11 protein-coding genes are annotated in these 18,162 nt (G+C 42.8%); 7 read left to right on the top strand and 4 right to left on the bottom strand.

Features of this window, described 5'->3' with window-relative positions:
- The first annotated feature begins 377 nt into the window (after nt 1-377).
- From ACT3QQ_RS08435 to ACT3QQ_RS08425, 3 genes are all read left to right on the top strand, one after another.
- Nucleotides 378-2,162, top strand: a complete 1,785-nt coding sequence (locus tag ACT3QQ_RS08435; RefSeq protein ID WP_444522736.1) for an acyl-CoA dehydrogenase C-terminal domain-containing protein — start codon at nt 378-380, stop codon at nt 2,160-2,162.
- A 236-nt stretch (nt 2,163-2,398) separates the two neighbouring features.
- Nucleotides 2,399-4,846, top strand: coding sequence for a site-specific recombinase (locus tag ACT3QQ_RS08430; protein WP_444520739.1), 2,448 nt, complete (start codon nt 2,399-2,401; stop codon nt 4,844-4,846).
- 558 nt (nt 4,847-5,404) lie between these two features.
- Nucleotides 5,405-8,092, top strand: coding sequence for a tandem-95 repeat protein (locus tag ACT3QQ_RS08425; protein ID WP_444527649.1), 2,688 nt, complete (start codon nt 5,405-5,407; stop codon nt 8,090-8,092).
- Nucleotides 8,093-8,263: 171 nt separating this feature from the next.
- Here the strand turns inward: ACT3QQ_RS08425 and ACT3QQ_RS08420 are convergent, their stop codons facing one another.
- The 3 genes from ACT3QQ_RS08420 to pdxA form a co-directional block, all read right to left on the bottom strand.
- Nucleotides 8,264-9,100 (bottom strand): symmetrical bis(5'-nucleosyl)-tetraphosphatase, encoded by an 837-nt coding sequence (locus tag ACT3QQ_RS08420; RefSeq protein ID WP_444527648.1) that lies wholly within the window; start codon nt 9,098-9,100, stop codon nt 8,264-8,266.
- Between the two features lie 140 nt (nt 9,101-9,240).
- Complete coding sequence (rsmA, locus tag ACT3QQ_RS08415; RefSeq protein ID WP_444527647.1) at nt 9,241-10,104, bottom strand: 16S rRNA (adenine(1518)-N(6)/adenine(1519)-N(6))-dimethyltransferase RsmA; 864 nt, start codon at nt 10,102-10,104, stop codon at nt 9,241-9,243.
- Nucleotides 10,105-10,260: 156 nt separating this feature from the next.
- Complete coding sequence (pdxA, locus tag ACT3QQ_RS08410; RefSeq protein WP_444527646.1) at nt 10,261-11,349, bottom strand: 4-hydroxythreonine-4-phosphate dehydrogenase PdxA; 1,089 nt, start codon at nt 11,347-11,349, stop codon at nt 10,261-10,263.
- 297 nt (nt 11,350-11,646) lie between these two features.
- Between pdxA and dnaB the strand changes: the two genes are divergently transcribed.
- The 3 genes from dnaB (at nt 11,647) to argF (ending at nt 15,461) form a co-directional block, all read left to right on the top strand.
- A complete protein-coding gene (gene dnaB, locus ACT3QQ_RS08405) occupies nt 11,647-13,050 on the top strand; it encodes a replicative DNA helicase (protein WP_444522730.1) in 1,404 nt (467 codons plus the stop codon).
- Nucleotides 13,051-13,213: 163 nt separating this feature from the next.
- On the top strand, nt 13,214-14,320 hold the full coding sequence (gene alr, locus ACT3QQ_RS08400) for an alanine racemase (RefSeq protein WP_444527645.1): 1,107 nt from the start codon (nt 13,214-13,216) through the stop codon (nt 14,318-14,320).
- A gap of 217 nt (nt 14,321-14,537) precedes the next feature.
- On the top strand, nt 14,538-15,461 hold the full coding sequence (argF, locus tag ACT3QQ_RS08395) for an ornithine carbamoyltransferase (protein ID WP_444520944.1): 924 nt from the start codon (nt 14,538-14,540) through the stop codon (nt 15,459-15,461).
- A 134-nt stretch (nt 15,462-15,595) separates the two neighbouring features.
- Here argF and rpiA read toward each other — a convergent pair whose 3' ends face one another.
- Nucleotides 15,596-16,255, bottom strand: a complete 660-nt coding sequence (rpiA, locus tag ACT3QQ_RS08390; protein ID WP_444527644.1) for a ribose-5-phosphate isomerase RpiA — start codon at nt 16,253-16,255, stop codon at nt 15,596-15,598.
- Nucleotides 16,256-16,561: 306 nt separating this feature from the next.
- Here rpiA and ilvA point away from each other — a divergent pair, with 306 nt between their 5' ends.
- On the top strand, nt 16,562-18,115 hold the full coding sequence (ilvA, locus tag ACT3QQ_RS08385; RefSeq protein ID WP_444527643.1) for a threonine ammonia-lyase, biosynthetic: 1,554 nt from the start codon (nt 16,562-16,564) through the stop codon (nt 18,113-18,115).
- Nucleotides 18,116-18,162: the final 47 nt, after the last annotated feature.

Below are 18,162 nucleotides of genomic sequence, written 5' to 3'. Positions count from 1 at the left end.
AGCGGCAACATACTTCGGTGTGTTGCCGTTTTTTATGTATATTAGAGCGTGTTTTCAATTCACTCAAGGGTCATTTAAATGGGTCAGAAATGAGATAAAGACACGCCCTAATGATGACTATAACAATATTTTTAATAGTAGCAATTGTATACACGCACCGACCTACTTACCTTCTCGCATTATAGTTATCGATAAGGTGTCTATAAGCACTTCAATAGCCGCTGCTAACTTTTGGTGTACGCACAATTCACGAAGAAATACACTCGCTCACAAGCTTATTTGTTAAACTTTGCTTATTAATCGCTAAGGTTATACCAAGAGAACAGTTGATAATCTTAACAACTTCAATTTTAATTATTTGAACCAAAGGAATGTTTATGGCTGTTTATAATGCCCCTCTTAATGATATGCGCTTTATCTTAAATGATGTATTTAAGGCGCCAGAGTTTTGGCAAAACAATGAAAACTTGGCTCATGTCGACACAGAAACTGTCGATATGATTTTAGAAGAAATGGGAAAACTGTCAAAAAACGTTCTATTGCCTATTAACCGTAGCGGTGATGAAGAAGGCGCAACTTTTGAAGGTGATGGTGTCGTTACTACGCCAACAGGATTTAAAGAAGCTTACAAACAGTTTGCTGAATCAGGTTGGGTTGGCTTAAGCGGTAACGCTGAATACGGTGGCCAAGGCTTCCCTAAAATGGTGACCATGCTCACCGAAGAGATGGTTTTCACTGCCAACCAATCATTTGCCCTGTATCCAAACCTAACCGTTGGTGCGACGCTCTGTCTAAATGCAGCTGGTTCTGAAGAACAAAAGCAAACCTATCTAGAAAAAATGTACAACGGCGAATGGGCTGGCACCATGTGCTTGACAGAGCCGCATGCTGGTACTGATTTGGGTATCATCAAAACCAAAGCCGTGCCTAATGATGATGGTAGCTATGGCATTTCTGGCACCAAAATCTTCATCACTGGTGGTGAGCATGACCTTACAGACAACATCATTCATTTGGTACTAGCCAAAACGCCAAATGCACCAGAAGGCTCAAAAGGCATCTCGCTGTTTGTCGTACCAAAATTCTTGGTTAATGCAGATGGTAGTTTAGGCGAGCGTAATACATTAGCTGTAGGTTCTATCGAACACAAGATGGGTATCAAAGCCTCTGCGACTTGTGTCATGAACTTTGACGATGCTAAAGGCTGGATGGTTGGCGCGGAAAACACTGGTCTATCATCAATGTTTATTATGATGAACTATGAGCGCGTCACGATGGGCTTGCAAGGCCTTGGTGGTTCTGAGCTGGCCTATCAGAATGCAGCTTTATATGCCAATGACCGTGGTCAAGGCCGTAGTGATACGCAATTGCAAAGCCCAGAAAAGCCTGCTGACGCCATCATTCATCATGCTGATGTCCGTCGTATGCTATTGAACGCCAAAGTAAATACTGAAGCGTCTCGCTGCTTTGCTATGTACGTTGCCAAAAATCTTGATGAAGAGAAATTTAGTACCGACCCTGAGTCAGCTAAAGCGGCTGCGGCTCGTGTCGCCCTACTGACGCCAGTTGCAAAAGCATTCTTGACTGACAAAGCATTAGAAGCAACGGTTGATTGCCAACAAGTCTTTGGTGGTCACGGCTATATCCGCGAATGGGGTATGGAGCAGATCGTTCGTGATACGCGTATTGCGCAAATTTATGAAGGTACCAATGGCATTCAGGCACTTGACTTACTAGGCCGTAAAGTTGCTCGCAATAATGGCAAATACGTCACCCACTTCTTAGGTGAGATTCGTGACTTTGTCAGCAACATGCAAGCAGACCATGCTATCAAGCAAGCTACTTTGAATGCAGCAGATACTATTGAAGAGCTAACTACCACTGTGCTTAACAATATCGGCGAACGCAAAAACGAAATCAATGGCTGTGCTGTTGACTACATGCATGCTTTTGGCTACCTCGCCTACTCTTACATGTTTGCATTGATGGTAGAAGCTGCTAATGGTAAAGATGGTGAGTTTTATACCAATAAAGCCAAACTTGCAGATTATTTCGTCGGCCGTGTCCTACCGCGTATTGATGCTCATGCACAGATGGTTAAAGCTGGTAGTGACCCAATGATGAACTTTGACCTTGCTTATTTCGACGTTCCTGCGAGCTAAGCTCATGGCAAAGCTAACCTAAAATATCTTGATTAAAAGGACAGTCATGTTACTGTCCTTTTTTTTGTCAAAATAACTGCTAACAAAATAATTCAATATCAATCGGCAGTTCCGATTAAAATAATACAAGATGTCGCTCGACTACAATTGAACGATTGGCAACTATTTCTATGGTAACCACTTATACCGACTTAAATAATAAAAACGATTGAAACAACAATAATAAAGGGTGCGACGTGTCAGAATTGAAACGCATTTTACAACAGATTACCGCCTTGAGCGACGTGCCAGATCCTGCGGTACTCAAACGCTTGATTGATGAACTACGAGTCAGTGATAAAGAACCTGCTTTGGCCAATGAAAAAATTCAAGCCCTCATTGATATCATCCATCAGCATCCAGAATATGGGGACGGTCTATCTAGTTTTGTGCTAAAACTGATTATTCAATATCGACAAATTGCCCTGTATACCGATACTGGCATCATGTCCGATCAAGGATTTTTTAACAGTTTACGCCGTTTGATTGGGCACCGATTTTTACCATTATTGCCACAAGATGACTCTGTCGTTGAACTAATAGGATATCTGTTTAATAAACGCTCTGATGAACGCTGGCTGGCCAATATTGAAACAGAGAAATGGGATAAGTTGGTTGAATTGGTTCGCGTAGAAGAGAAACATTTAAATCTCGTCGCTACCGCGAAGAATAGTATTTTAAACGCGATTATCATTCTATCTTATCGCATCAGTGGTATCGGCTTACATCCTGATTTGATGGAATCGTATCCACAAATGCTGAACTACTCAGCGTCTTTTGTGGCACAAAATCAAGAAGCCGTGCTATTCGTTAATCAATATCGTCAAGCGCATGAGCTTGATACATTGACAGATATTACTCCAGAGCAAGCAGTCGATCCGGCGCCACTATTGGTGATGCTTGAACAGTGTGAGGATATCGTTGCGACTGTACGTAAGCGAATTTATAAGACAGGTATTTCTATTCGTTTAACCAATATGATGCTGCGTCTAGATCAAAGTTTGCAGCGTATGCGGATTTTGACTGAGCTGGTCACAGATGACAACCAACGGCGCGATCGTGCCGTTATCGAGCTGATACAAGCGCTCATTACTACTGCCAATCGTCGCTATAGTATCGGTTATTTGATTGATAACAATACCAAACTACTCTCTCGTAAAGTCACGGAAAATGCCAGTCGCGTCGGCGAACATTATATCAGCACCGATAAATCGGGCTACCAAAAAATGTTCAAAAAAGCCTCTATTGGTGGCTTTTTCATTGCATTTATGGCAACCATAAAAATACTGGCTTATCACTTAGCGCTCGCCCCTATGGGTCGCGCGTTCATCAACAGTATGATCTATGGCTTGGGCTTTGTATTCATTCATGTCATTCGCGGTACAGTAGCGACCAAGCAGCCCGCCATGACTGCTGCTGCCATTGCCTCTACCATATCTGAAGGTTCTGGTAAAAAATCGCATCAGTTGACTAAGCTATCAGAACTGGTCGTCGATATATTACGTACCCAGTTTATCGCTATCATGGGTAACGTCATGCTCGCTGTACCAGTCGCTTTGATTATATCCTTTGCTTGGCTGCAATATACTGGTGCGCCAATGATTGATACCGAAAAGGCAGGACACTTACTACATGATCTTGACCCATTCAACTCATTAGCACTTCCCCACGCTGCCATTGCTGGGGTTTACCTGTTCTTATCTGGTTTGATTGCAGGCTACTACGACAACTTAGCAGTTTATAATAACGTAGGTGCGCGTATACAACGTCACAAATTGCTAAAATATATATTGCCTAGCTCGTGGCTTCAGCGCTTAGGCGGCTTTATAGAGGCCAACTTGGGCGCTATCATGGGAAATTTCTTATTCGGGGTTTTCTTGGGTAGTACCGCGACTATTGGCTATATCTTTGGCTTACCAATTGATATTCGTCATATTGCTTTTGCCTCAGCAAACTTGGCGCATGGATTGTTCAATATATCTGCGGATGATATAAGTTGGAGCCTCATTCTGATTTCTATACTTGGTGTGGCACTTATTGGTCTGGTTAACTTAATCGTTAGCTTTTCGCTGGCACTGTTTGTTGCCCTGCGTTCCAAAGAAGTTCGCTTCTTTGAATGGAGTCGTCTCACAAGATTGGTGTTTGGTCATATCATTAGCCATCCGTCTGACTTTTTCTGGCCTCGTGACAAACCAATGGACTATGCGCGTATCGATAGCCAAGGTCATATGATATTCGATGATACGTCAGCACAGAAAAATGGGAAGTCTATACCCACTAATTATGTAGTAAGGCGTCTGTCTGATGTCAGAATACTACCTGAGTCTAAGCATGCTGATGCGCAAAGCTCAAAGACAAACACAGACATAAACTATGAAAAGCAGCCAACAGATGAGCACACGCAGCCGTACAACTCTCCTGATAAGGTGATGGATTTGGACGATGGTTTGGTCGATGAAGAGCTAAATAGCGTTCCTTATACTGATGATATCCAATACGACAAAGCTACCAAAACGATAAATGAGATTGATAGCGACTTTGCTAATGATGAATCCGATCACCATACCGACTCTGATGACAAACAGAATGGTGACGCAAAAACACCTTTACCAAAACCTAAAAAGCCACCAAAGTTACCTAATTAAATAGGTAGTTGCGGTGGCTTTAGGTTTGATCGACTGTTGATGACGTTGTTAATAAAGTTATCGACAATATTCTTTCAATAAATCCTTGACAATTGCCGCCTAAATTTTCAAAAATCACTAATTTAGCCATTTTTATAAAACAATAGTCTGTTTCTGATAGAACATCTCGTCCCACACAATCAAAACATCTCTACTTAATGAAGTCGCTATACTCATGTTTTATTCACAAAACATGAGTATTTCTTTATGTCAATGACTATTTAGTACTGATATAGCTATATGAAGAATATCAACAGTATTAGCATTGTATCGATGTTGTCAAGCACTGATTAGTCGAACTATTAGTAGTTTCTCATACTATGTGGCATTCATACTGACTTTATCATTCACTTTTTGTGTAACAAATTAGGAAACCAAGAATTATATTTTTGTCCACTATTAAATTAAACTTATGTAGGTTAGTATAGTTACTGTTAGTTAGTGTTACCTATTTAACACAGAAACCACTCTAAATAGAAAAACTTCTTAACTTATAAGAAGTTTTAATAAGGATATCTAATGGCACAAGCAACTCAAATCATCTTGCAAAAAAATAATATTGACCTAGTTAATCAAGTATTAAATAGCAACCAACCTATTAAAATAACTGCTGAAGAAGACATGCAGATTACTTTAGTAGATGCTAAGACAGGCCAACCCGCTAAAAAATTACAAGCTAAGAAAGTGGCGGATGATCTACTGATTGCAGATGAAAATGATGAGGCATTGCTCACTATTGAGGATTATTACCTAACTGATAATGTTGCACTCGGCACAGTTAGTGATGTCGGTTTTGTTGAGTTTGATTATCTGAGTGCTGAAACAGGCGCAACGACACAAGTAGCTTCAGAAACCTCCTATACAACGCTTGTATCGGAGATGCTAGGTGATGCTTCATTAATTGGCGGTATCAGCAATGGTGCCTTATTGGGCTCAATTGGCGCTGCCGCCTTAGGAGTAGCAGCTATAAGCAGCAGTTCAAGCGATAGTTCATCAAAACCACCTGCTAACGAACTGCCTGTCTCTAAAGACTCAATTATCACCGCCACAGAAGACACCGTCGCGACTGGTCAATTAGAAGCGGCTACCGATGTCGATGGTGATGACTTAACCTATGCATTAAAAGACAATGCTGCCAATGGTACTGTCACTGTCAACGCCGATGGCAGCTACAGCTACACACCAAACGCTGACTTCAATGGCGAAGACAGCTTTACCTATACCATTGATGATGGTCAAGGCGGCGTGATCACCCAGACCGCAACGATCACTATCGCTGCCGTAAATGATGCGCCAGTCTCAGAAGATAGTGTTATTGCTGCTACAGAAGACACCGTAGCTGAAGGTCAGTTAGCGACAACCACTGATGTGGATGGTGACACCCTCACTTATGCTTTAGATGAAGAAACTACAAATGGCAGTGTTATTGTTAATGCAGATGGCAGCTACAGCTACACGCCAAATGCTAACTTCCATGGTGAAGATAGCTTTACCTATACTGTGACTGATGGTACAGAGACCATTACTAAAACGGCAACTATTACCGTCGCTTCAGTCAATGATCTACCTGTTTCAACAGATACTGCTATCGAAGCGACCGAAGACACGGTCGCGACTGGTCAACTAGAAGCGGCTACCGATGCGGATGGTGATGATTTAACCTATGCATTAAAAGACAATGCTGCTAATGGCAAAGTTACCGTTAACGCTGATGGCAGCTATAGCTACGCACCAAACGCCGACTTCAATGGCGAAGACAGCTTTACCTATACTGTGACTGATGGTCAGGGTGGCGTGATCACTCAAACCGCAACAATCACTATCGCTGCCGTAAATGATGCGCCAGTCTCAGAAGATAGTGTTATTGGTGTTGCGGAGAATATCATCGATACAGGTATGCTAGCTGAAGCCACTGATGTGGATAGTGATACCCTCACTTATGCTTTAGATGAAGAAACTACAAATGGCAGTGTTATTGTTAATGCAGATGGCAGCTACACCTACACACCAAACGCCGACTTCAATGGTGAAGACAGCTTCACTTATACCATTGATGACGGTCAGGGTGGCGTGATTACCCAAACTGCTACGATTACTGTCGATTCGCTTACTCAAGAATCTAATATTGAGTTGCAAGAAGTCTTTGAAACTAGCGTTGTCAGTGAGCAGCAGACGGTAGTAGAAAAGCAGGCATCCTCTTATATAAATGAAGTTATAGAGTTTGAAGTCACTGGTCAAAATGGGATGCCTCAGCTGGAGCTAACTAATGGTTCTAATATCATTCGAGGCAGCTATAACTATACGTTTCAAGGACCAGGGATGTCTTCTTCATCCAGCGGTTCAATTTCATCAGTAGGCTCGAATAACTCTTTGATTGAGCTGAGCAAAAATACTCTGTCACCAGGTAAATATACTCTAGACTTGTATGTATATTCATCAGGATCATTAATTGATTTTAATGTTACTGAGTTTAAAGATGTTGAATATACTGAGTTTACTGGTTATCAAGACATTACAGGCAATATCTTTGCAGATGACAATGTCAACGTCCCTAACAACTATGATATTCAGATAGCTGGGCAGACGATTACGATCCAAGCAGGCAGCCCGTCAGCGGAATCATTGACAGTGAACACTGAGAATGGTCAGCTAACTGTAAAGCCAAATGGTGATTATACGTATCAATCTGACCGTACCGAACTTGGCTTGGATGAGTCAGAGCTTGCAGAAGATTTTTATATCAAAGTCATTGATTTAGATACTAAGCAAGCGAGTCACTATGGGATCAATATTACCTCAGATGCAACATCTCCAGAGCCTAGTGAGTTGACACTCCATAACTTTGAGAGTGATGGTATATCGCAGGATGATAGCTATAGCATCAGTGAAGACTCTATTAGTTTGAGTTCAGTAGATGATGAGACCGCTCTATATAGTAATGAAAATACTATTCCAGCCTTCAACGATATAGGCTCTCTTACAGACTCAAAACTGACCGAGCTGCCTAGCATTGTTGACTTACTTGATGTAAATAATGATGAATTAGTGTTTGAAGGCGCTGATAAAGTGGATGCAAATATAGCTAATGAGACTGCTACTACGTCAGTATCTAGTGGCGCCTCTGAGCCATCAACAGCAGTGGACTTCACTATAGTGCAAGCGCTTAACGATAATATGCAAACAGAAGCGACGTTCCATATTATGTAGAACTCTATTGTATGCAGTAATCAATATTAAAAAAGAGGGCGATGAAGTTCATTGCCCTCTTTCTGTTTTAAGCATACCCCAAGGGAACCACCAAAACAGACTGGTATAATGGAACCACTTATAACAGACTATTTGTTCAACCTTTGTATATCACGACGCTTACAACCCTCACTATGAACTCGGGCACTGCTCGCTTGAAGTTATTACCTTGCCGTCACCCAATCTATAAGACAATAGATAATTGCCCCACACGCAGCCACCGTCGAGTGAACGCGCATGTGGCAAATCAATCTCGCCTTTTAGCGCAGCCCAATGACCAAATAATACCTTACGAGTGCGCGGTACTTGCCACTCAAACCAAGGTAAAAAGTCGGTTGGCATAGGCTCATCTAAGCCTGCTGAAAAGCTAAACTCAAGCGCCCCATCCTGCTTACACAAGCGCATACGCGTAAAGTAATTAGCAATCGCCCTCAATTTAGTGAATCCTTCGATACCTGCATGCCATTTATCCGCTTCTTTGCTATATAGATTCGGCAGCAATTGGTCGAGCTGCTCTAGATTGCTTTGCAACTGAGATTCTAGCTGCTGTGCGTACTCTGCGGCGGCTTCAATACTCCAGTGCGGTGGAATACCCGCATGTACCAGCACCGTATGTTCATCAGGATAAGCCAATATAGGCTGATGTCGTAACCATTCAAGCAACTCATCACAGTCATCCGCAGCAAAAATTGGTGCGGTTTTATCTTTATTTTTGAGTTTGGCTGCACCGCGCCAGACTGCTATCAAATTAAGATCATGATTGCCCAATACCGTTGCCGCAGCGCCTTGCTCACATAACGCTTTGACATGACGCAGCGTGTTCAATGAATCCTCGCCGCGTGCTACCAGATCACCAGCAAACCATATCTTGTCTTGGGCAGGATCAAAATCCAGTATCTTTAGTAGTTGTAGATATGCAGCATAGCAACCTTGCAAGTCACCGATAACATACTGATGGCGAAAACTCATAACACCTCAATGGTCTAAATATGATAGTTAAAGACAGTTCAATAAGAAATAAACACTTAAGCACTAATCAAAAAATAAAGCATAAAAAACCGCCATTATGATTGACGGTTAGTAGTATGCTTTTATTCCTCGAAGATATATTATACGTCTAGCTGTTGTGAATGATTGCTTAGGTTCACAAAGTCTGTGACGCTTAAAGTCTCAGGTCGCGCCTGCGGATCGATACCACAAGCCACAAAATCATCTTCGCTCAATGTCGGCAGTAACGTTGATTTTTTGAAGATAGCGCGTAATGTCTTGCGACGATGGTTAAAAGTCTCACGTACGACAATGGCAAAATGCTCTTCATCATTTGCCACGATTGGTTTGTGGATATGCGGCGTCAGACGGAAGACGGCACTAGTCACCTTTGGTGGTGGATTGAAAGCACCACGAGGAACGGTCAGCAAATAATCTGTATCACAGTGGTACTGCATAATGACTGATAAACGACCATAAGTTTTGCTACCCACATCAGCCGTGATACGCTCGACCACTTCCTTTTGCAACATAAAATGCATATCTTGTATCACATCGGCATAGCTAAGCAGATGAAACAAGATAGGCGTCGAGATGTTATATGGCAGGTTACCCACTACTCGCAGCTTACCGCGCTCTTCACTATAAAGCTCACGATAATCTACATGCATCGCGTTGTCTTTGATAATTTCAAAGTTTGGATGACTGTTGGCACCAATACGAATACGTAAGCTGTCTGCCAAATCACGATCCAGCTCCACCACGGTCATCGTATCAACCTCTGCTAACAAAGGCTCGGTCAATGCGCCCATACCCGGCCCAATCTCAATCAAATTGTCATCGCGCTCTAGACGGATACTTTCGACGATTTCACGAATGACGCTAGTATCATGCAAGAAATTTTGACCAAAGCGCTTACGCGGCTGATGTTTGGCAGCACGTAAGCTGTTAGAAATAGTTTGAGCATCAAATGTAGAATTGGACATAAAAGAGTCTTAATGTATAAAAGATAAATGGGCGATGATAATGTAATGGCAGCAATATGCTGACTTTATAATTACAAATTATACCACAGCTCATAATTAGGCTGTGTTTTCAGCAGCTGTGTTTTTAAAAATAGTATCGTGATCAATTACACATGGCTAATGGCTCAGTGATTTATCAGCCATTTCATTAGCCATATTTAATGCTTGGTATAAGCTGGTCGCACTCGCCCCGCCGCTTCCTGCCAAATCTAACGCTGTACCATGATCGACAGAAGTACGAATATAGGGCAATCCCAAGGTTAGATTGACCGTATCGCCAAACCCATGTGATTTCAATACTGGTAACCCTTGGTCATGATACATGGCAATAACCGCATCACAATTGGCTAAATGTCTGGTCGTAAATAATGTATCGGCTGGCATCGCCTCAGATATATTGACACCTGCATCGATGAACTCTCGCAACACTGGATTGATAATATCAATCTCCTCGCTTCCCAAGTGCCCGCCCTCGCCTGCATGGGGATTAAGACCACAGACTAAAATACGAGGCTGCGTGAGACCAAACTTCTCTCGCATATCATCAATGACGATTTGTACCGTTTGACGCACGTTATCCGCAGTAATCGCAGCTGGGATGTCTTTCAATGGCAAATGTGTAGTGACAAGCGCTACTTTCATTGCTTGATTGGCAAGCATCATAACGACTTTCTCACAACCGCTTTGCTGCATAAAAAACTCAGTATGACCACTAAACATGGTGCCATCTAATAGCTTAATACCAGCATCTATCAACGCTGATTTCTGTAGTGGACCTGTGACGATGGCAGCGACTGTGTTATTTATCGCCAGTTTATGAGCAACGTCTAACTGCTGAGCCACCATCGCTGAGTTAGCGATATTGATTTGCCCGCAGACAACGGGTGCGGCACAAGGAATATCCAATAGGATAAAAGCACTATCAGCGCCTATATCTTGCTGTGATATCTGCTCTACTAAGTTAACATCGAAATTATCGGCATTTATATCTGTATTGATAGTATGCCAACTAGGTATACTTTTAAGCACGCCCGCCGTGACCAATTCATCTACGCGAGTTTGCAGCGCTTTAGCATCAGCAGTCACCCAAATTGGCCGAGCAAAATCTTGCAACTTGCCCTCTACTGCTAATCCTAGCACTATATCCATTCCAATACCCGCAGGCTCACCTGTGGTGATTAATAGCGGTCGTTTTTTCTCTATCATAACAATAGCCCTATTTATCTAAATAATTGATTTTATTGTATTTATAATTCGTATTTTAAGTTTTTATGCTTATATTTTTTATGGTGTCTCTTAGTTCATGAAAAACAAACACTTCAGATTTAGTTCTTTAACAAGTCTAAAAAACCACATTATGTGTTAAACTTTCGCATCTGATTGTAGCATTTACAGACAAACCTGAGACCACGTTTTAGTACTTCTATCGTAGAGGCGCGCTATGTTTGTATTGCTCTATCATCGACATCCTTTTTCATACCCATTTTAACTCATTAGGCACTCATGGCAGAAAACGACAAAACCGACGACCTACTCAATCAGACACCGCCGCACAATATTGATATTGAAAAGGCATTGCTCGCGTCTTTGATGAGTATCGAAGAGGCGTACGACAAGATTGCCGACATTGTCACTAAAGATGACTTTTATGCTGGGCGACATCAATACATTTTTGATGCCATTGCCCATTTGGCGGCAGTGAATGAGCCTTATGATACGGTCATGGTACACGACTGGCTAGAAGCGCAAAAGCTACTTAAAGGCGCAGGTGGTGACAGTTATTTGGCGGATATTTTGAGCCAAAGTCCTGCGACCTTGTTTAACCTGACTGCCTATGCCCAACGCGTACGCGAGCTATCAACCCTACGCCAACTGATTACCACTGGTAATGATATGTTGACACTTGCCTATAATCCAAAAGACCAAAGCGTTAGTGACATTCTAGACAATGTCGAGGGCAAAATATTTAGTATCAATGAGCAACATAACAAACGCGCGGAACAGCGTGGCCCTGTCGGTATAACTTCTGTCTTGACCAATGTTATCGATAAAATTCAAGAGCTCAAATCCAATCCCGATGGCATGATTGGTTTACAGACACCATTTGCCGAGTTGAATAACAAAACACAAGGCCTACAAGCGGGTGATTTGATTATTGTTGCTGCGCGTCCTTCGATGGGTAAAACCACTTTTGCGATGAACTTAGCAGAAGGTATTTTGTTTAATGAAGATTTGCCAGTCGTCGTGTTTTCGATGGAAATGCCTGCTGAGTCTATCGTGATGCGTTTGTTATCCTCATGGGGTGCGATTAATCAGACGCACCTACGCTCTGGGCAAATGAACGAAGATGAATGGGCGAAAATGATGAACGCCATTCAGCATTTACAATCAAAGCATTTATATATTGACGATAGTACTGCCCTACCACCATCTGAGATGCGCTCACGCTGTCGCCGTATCGCTAAAAACCATGACGGCAAATTAGGTGCTATCATCGTCGATTATCTTCAGTTGATGAAAGTACCAAGTCTAGATGGTAACCGTGTTGGCGAGATTTCTGAGATTTCTCGTAGTCTAAAAGCACTAGCACGTGAGCTTGAGTGCCCAGTGATTGCCCTATCACAGCTTAACCGTAGTCTGGAAAACCGTCCTAATAAGCGTCCTATTATGTCGGATCTACGTGAGTCTGGTGCGATTGAGCAGGATGCCGATTTGATTACCTTCATCTATCGCGACGAGGTTTATAATGAAAACTCAGACCACAAAGGTGTGGCTGAGGTCATCATTGGCAAACAGCGTAACGGCCCTATCGGTACTATTCGTTTGGGCTTTGAAGGTCAATTTACCCGCTTCATTAACCTAACGCCAGAGTACTACCAAGGCGTGAGTTTTGAAAATGACGAGTAACCAACTTTATAACGTTTAAGTTCGATACAAAATCAGGTTTAATGATAAGTCAGCAAGTAATTTTCAATTAACAGTTTTTAATACAACAGCCAGTATCGCATCAATTCAATCGATGCTGTACTGGCTTTATAACTTCATAATTCTACTCATACAGAAGGCGATTATGCGCACAATCACTATAAAACCAAAAGCTCTTACTCATAACCTAAATCAAGTAAAACAACGTGCACCCCAGTCTAAAGTGTTGGCTATGGTCAAGTCTAACGCTTACGGGCATGGTGTGGCGGCAGTTTTGCCAGCACTACAGCAGGCAGATGGTATCGGTGTCGCTACTTTGACTGAAGCGTTAGAAGCCAGACAGTTAGGTTGGGATAAAACTATCGGCTTAGTAGAAGGTGCGTTTAGCGCTGGTGAGTGGCAACAAGCGATTGATCATGAGATTAGCTGTGTGATTCATCACGGGCCACAGCTAGAATGGGCACTACAAAATATCCCGCCAGCTGGCAGTGCAACTAAAGTGGCTTGGCTGAAATACAATACAGGCATGAACCGTTTGGGTTTCAATGCTGAGGGTGTGCTATCAGCAGCAAAACGCCTACATGAAGCGGGCTACCAGCTGATACTAACCACACATTTTGCCAATGCTGATGACCACGATCATCCATTAAATGCAATGCAGATTGAGCGTTTCTCAAGTGTACTGGCAACTTTAAAAGACACCGTTAGCCCAGATATTCAAGGCTCATTATGCAACTCTGCTGGTATTGTTAATTTCCCAGAGTACCATTATGATTGGGTACGTCCAGGCATTATCTTATATGGTAGCTCGCCTGTCGTTGATAAAAGCGCACAAGAATTAGACTTGCAGCCAGCGATGGAGTTTAGTGCTCAGATTATCGCCTTACAAACCGTTAACGCAAATGATGCGATTGGCTATGGTAGTCGCTGGCGTGTAAAGCAAGATACCAGAACCGCATTGGTAAGCGTTGGATATGGTGATGGCTACCCACGTGTGGTCACTGATGATGCTTATGTCACTGTTATAGATGCTAACGATAATCAAGGCTATCGTTGCCCTGTGATTGGGCGCGTGGCTATGGATATGATTGTCATTGATATCAGTGGCGCACCTGAAAGTCTTGCTATAGATAGTAAGGTCATGCTCTGGGGTGATGCGCCGCGTGTCGATGAAGTGGCAGGTCATGCTGGGACAATTAGCTATGAGCTATTATGTCGCCTCAGCATACGTCCAAACCGTACACAGGCATAATCATTAGCGGCACAGTCATTAACATACAAGGTATCATGGCTTGCTAATATGATTTTGGTCTATTTGGCAAGCCATTTACTCTTGATAAAAATGAACGTTTACATTGAAAGTAAATACGCTATACTAAAAGTTTGTTGTCACCCCAGTATACGCACTGACGCGATGCTATTGAAGATTGATAACGTTTCACTGACTGCGATCGACTGCTAGGATTACTATGAGTTTGCGCCATTTTTTAACCTTATCTGATTTAACCAAACAAGAACTAGAAAACTTGATCAAACGCGCAAGCGAATTGCGTAAGATGCAACACGCAGGCGAGATATATCAGCCTTTTGTTGGTCGTACGCTTGGCATGATATTTGAAAAATCTTCAACGCGTACACGTATCTCATTTGAGACGGGTATGGGTCAATTTGGTGGCAGCGCCATATTTTTATCGCCAAATGATACTCAGCTAGGTCGCGGTGAGCCACTAGAAGACTCAGCACGTGTGATTTCTAGCATGGTCGATATCATTATGATTCGTACCTTTGGACACGAAAAAGTTGAAACCTTTGCTGAATATTCAAGTGTGCCTATTATCAATGCATTGACTGATGACTATCATCCATGCCAATTGCTCGCTGATATGCAAACCTATTACGAGCATCGCGGTAGTATTGAAAACAAAATCGTCACATGGGTTGGTGATGGCAACAACATGTGCTCATCATTTATGCAAGCTGCCAATCAGTTTGGTTTTGAATTACGCGTGGCAGCACCTTACGGGTTTGAGCCTGATCCGAAACTTATGGAGCGTTTCTCACACTGCGTGAGTCTGGTAGAAAACGTACAAGATGCCGCAAAAGACTCTAACCTAATTGTCACCGATGTGTGGGCGAGTATGGGTCAGGAGTCTGAGCAAAATACGCGTGCACGTCGTTTTGCCCCTTATCAAGTGACGCCGTCTCTATTAGACAAGGCCGACCCTGAAGTGGTGTTTATGCACTGCTTGCCAGCTCACCGTGGTGAGGAAATCTCTCATGATATGCTCAACGACCCACGTTCTGTCGTTTGGGATGAAGCCGAAAACCGCTTACACGCACAAAAAGCATTGATGGAGTTTTTACTCAAAGACAAAATTAAGCTGCCTGCATAGCTTGTATTGTCTTAGGCTATTCTATAAAAAGCTAGTAAAATAAATGGTAAGATAATTTGCCAATAAACTCCTAAATAAGAAAGCCGTCCAAATCTGGACGGCTTTCTTATTTGTACAAATGACTTGAGGTTGAATTAACGCGTTAACGTCGTCACCCCATTAGCCCCTGCTTTTAGCAATACATCAGCTTGGTTTGCCGCAAAGATACCATTGCAGACCACGCCCACGATATTGTTCAGCTCTTTTTCAAGCGCGATTGGATTACTTACATCCAAATCATAGGTGTCTAAGATGACATTGCCATAATCGGTGACAAAGTCTTCACGATAAACTGGCTCACCTCCTAATTTGGCTAATTGGCGAGCCACATACGAGCGTGCTTGTGGCAATACTTCAATCGGTACTGGAAACACGCGACCTAGTATATCAACGCTTTTACTATCATCGACCATACAGACGAACTTTTTTGAAGCTGCTGCCACAATCTTTTCGCGAGTCAATGCACCGCCGCCGCCTTTGATAAGTTGCAAGTGCTCATTAACTTCATCTGCACCATCAATATAAACATCCAATGTACCAGCAAAGTTCAAATCGACTATTTCGATACCAAGCGCACGAAGTTTGTCTTCCGTCACCTGTGAACTAGCGACGGCGCCAGCAAGCTTCAATTGTGGCAACAATTCAATCAAACAGTTGACCGTACTACCTGTCCCTACCCCAAGTATCATATCGTCTTCGATATAACTTAGCGCAGCTTTGGCCGCGGCTTGCTTTTGTGCTTGCTGATCACTCATCATAAATCCTTGGAAAATAAACGTATGGTCTTAAAAGAAGTAAAAGGCTAAAAGAGGTAAAATGCGTGGCTATTATAACCGATGATATTAATGGATGTTAGCGCATCATGACGCTAATTTATGAGTTCTATCATGCTCGGATCAGTCTTAACTTCGTCAAATACCTGTACTTCATCTACATTTGAACTCAAAATCCTAAGAAAACTGTAATTGAGTCTTGCAAGATACTAAAAATCGGCATAGGCTAATCTATTTCGTTTTTATATTCATCTACACTTTTTATATTCATTCTGTTTAGGGATTACTATGTTGTCACACTGGGTACGAGCCATCTTACAAGCCACCGTCTATGACGTTGCTATTCAAACACCACTTGAAACGGCACCCAAGCTGACCCAACGTTTTGCCAATGACATTCGTTTTAAGCGTGAAGACTTACAACCAGTCAAATCTTTCAAATTGCGCGGCGCCTATAACCGTATCAGTCAGTTGAGTGATGAAAAAAAAGCGCGCGGCGTCATTTGTGCCTCAGCAGGTAACCATGCGCAAGGCGTGGCGTACTCTGCGCGTAAATTATCACTAAATAATATCATCGTTATGCCAACCACTACTCCCGACATCAAAGTGGATGCGGTAAGAGCACTTGGTGGTAATGTAGATCTACATGGTGATAGCTTCGATCAAGCGAACCGTTATGCGATTGAACGCGCTGAACGCGAAGGACTGACCTTTATTCCACCTTATGATGATGAATTGGTCATCGCAGGACAAGGCACCATTGGTCTTGAGCTGACTCAGCAGTGGCGCAACATGGACTATGTATTCGTTGCCGTTGGTGGTGGCGGCCTAGTTTCAGGGGTTGCCGCATTCTTAGGCGAAGTGGCACCACATGTAAAAGTGATTGCGGTGGAAGCCGAACAGTCAGCTTGTTTAAAAGCGGCGCTTGAAACAGGTGAGCGCGTCAAGCTTGAGCAAGTAGGATTGTTCGTCGATGGTGTGGCAGTGGCGCAAATTGGCGAATTGCCTTTTGACGTCATTCGTACGCAAAAAAGCGATAACTCAGGTCCTATCGTTGAACCTGAAGTGATTACCTGTACCAATGACGAAGTATGTGCGGCTGTCAAAGACATCTTTGAAGAAAACCGCAGCATCGTTGAGCCTGCTGGCGCACTATCTGTCGCAGGTATGAAAAAGTATATCGAAGCCCATAATATCCAAGACAAAAATTGTGTCGGTATCATTTGCGGTGCCAATATGAATTTTGACCGCCTGCGTTATATCGCTGAGCGTACCGAAATTGGTGAGAAAAAAGAAGCCATCTTTGGGGTGACTATCCCTGAACAAACGGGTGCGTTCTTAAACTTCTGTCGCAGTCTACACGGTCGTAATATCACAGAATTTAATTACCGTGCTGACAGCAAAAAATCACCAGACTCGATGGAACCTGCCTCAATATTTGTCGGCATTGCTTTAAAAGAAGGCGAAAAAGAGCGCCAGACGATCAGCAACCAATTGTCAAAAGATGGCTATACCGCTCACGATCTGACTGATGATGATATCGCCAAATCACATATCCGCCACCTAATTGGTGGTCATGCCCATGTCGAAAACGAACAATTGCTACAAGTAGTATTCCCAGAACGTCCAGGTGCATTGCTAACATTCTTAGAAAAACTGGGCGATGATTTCAATATTACTTTATTTCATTACCGCAACCATGGTGCCGCCGAAGGTCGTGTACTGGTTGGTTTGCAAGCCTCTGAAGGCAACTCTCGTCAGCTACAAGACGCGCTTTTAGATATTGGTTATGACTGTGCAACGGTCAATGACAACGTTGGTTATCAGCTGTTCCTAAAATAGTCAACATAGACATAATTTTTCATACCTAACGGCAGTTTTTAAGACAA

Source organism: Psychrobacter sp. AOP7-A1-24, from assembly GCF_052376235.1.
Lineage (GTDB): Bacteria > Pseudomonadota > Gammaproteobacteria > Pseudomonadales > Moraxellaceae > Psychrobacter.
This window is presented reverse-complemented; position numbering and strand designations above follow the sequence as displayed.

Coding starts and splice junctions, on each gene's coding strand:
- ACT3QQ_RS08425 (WP_444527649.1), top strand. CDS start 5,405: ATGGCACAAGCAACTCAAATCATCTTGCAAAAAAATAATATTGACCTA.
- alr (WP_444527645.1), top strand. CDS start 13,214: ATGCGCACAATCACTATAAAACCAAAAGCTCTTACTCATAACCTAAAT.
- ACT3QQ_RS08435 (WP_444522736.1), top strand. CDS start 378: ATGGCTGTTTATAATGCCCCTCTTAATGATATGCGCTTTATCTTAAAT.
- argF (WP_444520944.1), top strand. CDS start 14,538: ATGAGTTTGCGCCATTTTTTAACCTTATCTGATTTAACCAAACAAGAA.
- ACT3QQ_RS08420 (WP_444527648.1), bottom strand. CDS start 9,100: ATGAGTTTTCGCCATCAGTATGTTATCGGTGACTTGCAAGGTTGCTAT.
- ilvA (WP_444527643.1), top strand. CDS start 16,562: ATGTTGTCACACTGGGTACGAGCCATCTTACAAGCCACCGTCTATGAC.
- rpiA (WP_444527644.1), bottom strand. CDS start 16,255: ATGAGTGATCAGCAAGCACAAAAGCAAGCCGCGGCCAAAGCTGCGCTA.
- rsmA (WP_444527647.1), bottom strand. CDS start 10,104: ATGTCCAATTCTACATTTGATGCTCAAACTATTTCTAACAGCTTACGT.
- pdxA (WP_444527646.1), bottom strand. CDS start 11,349: ATGATAGAGAAAAAACGACCGCTATTAATCACCACAGGTGAGCCTGCG.
- dnaB (WP_444522730.1), top strand. CDS start 11,647: ATGGCAGAAAACGACAAAACCGACGACCTACTCAATCAGACACCGCCG.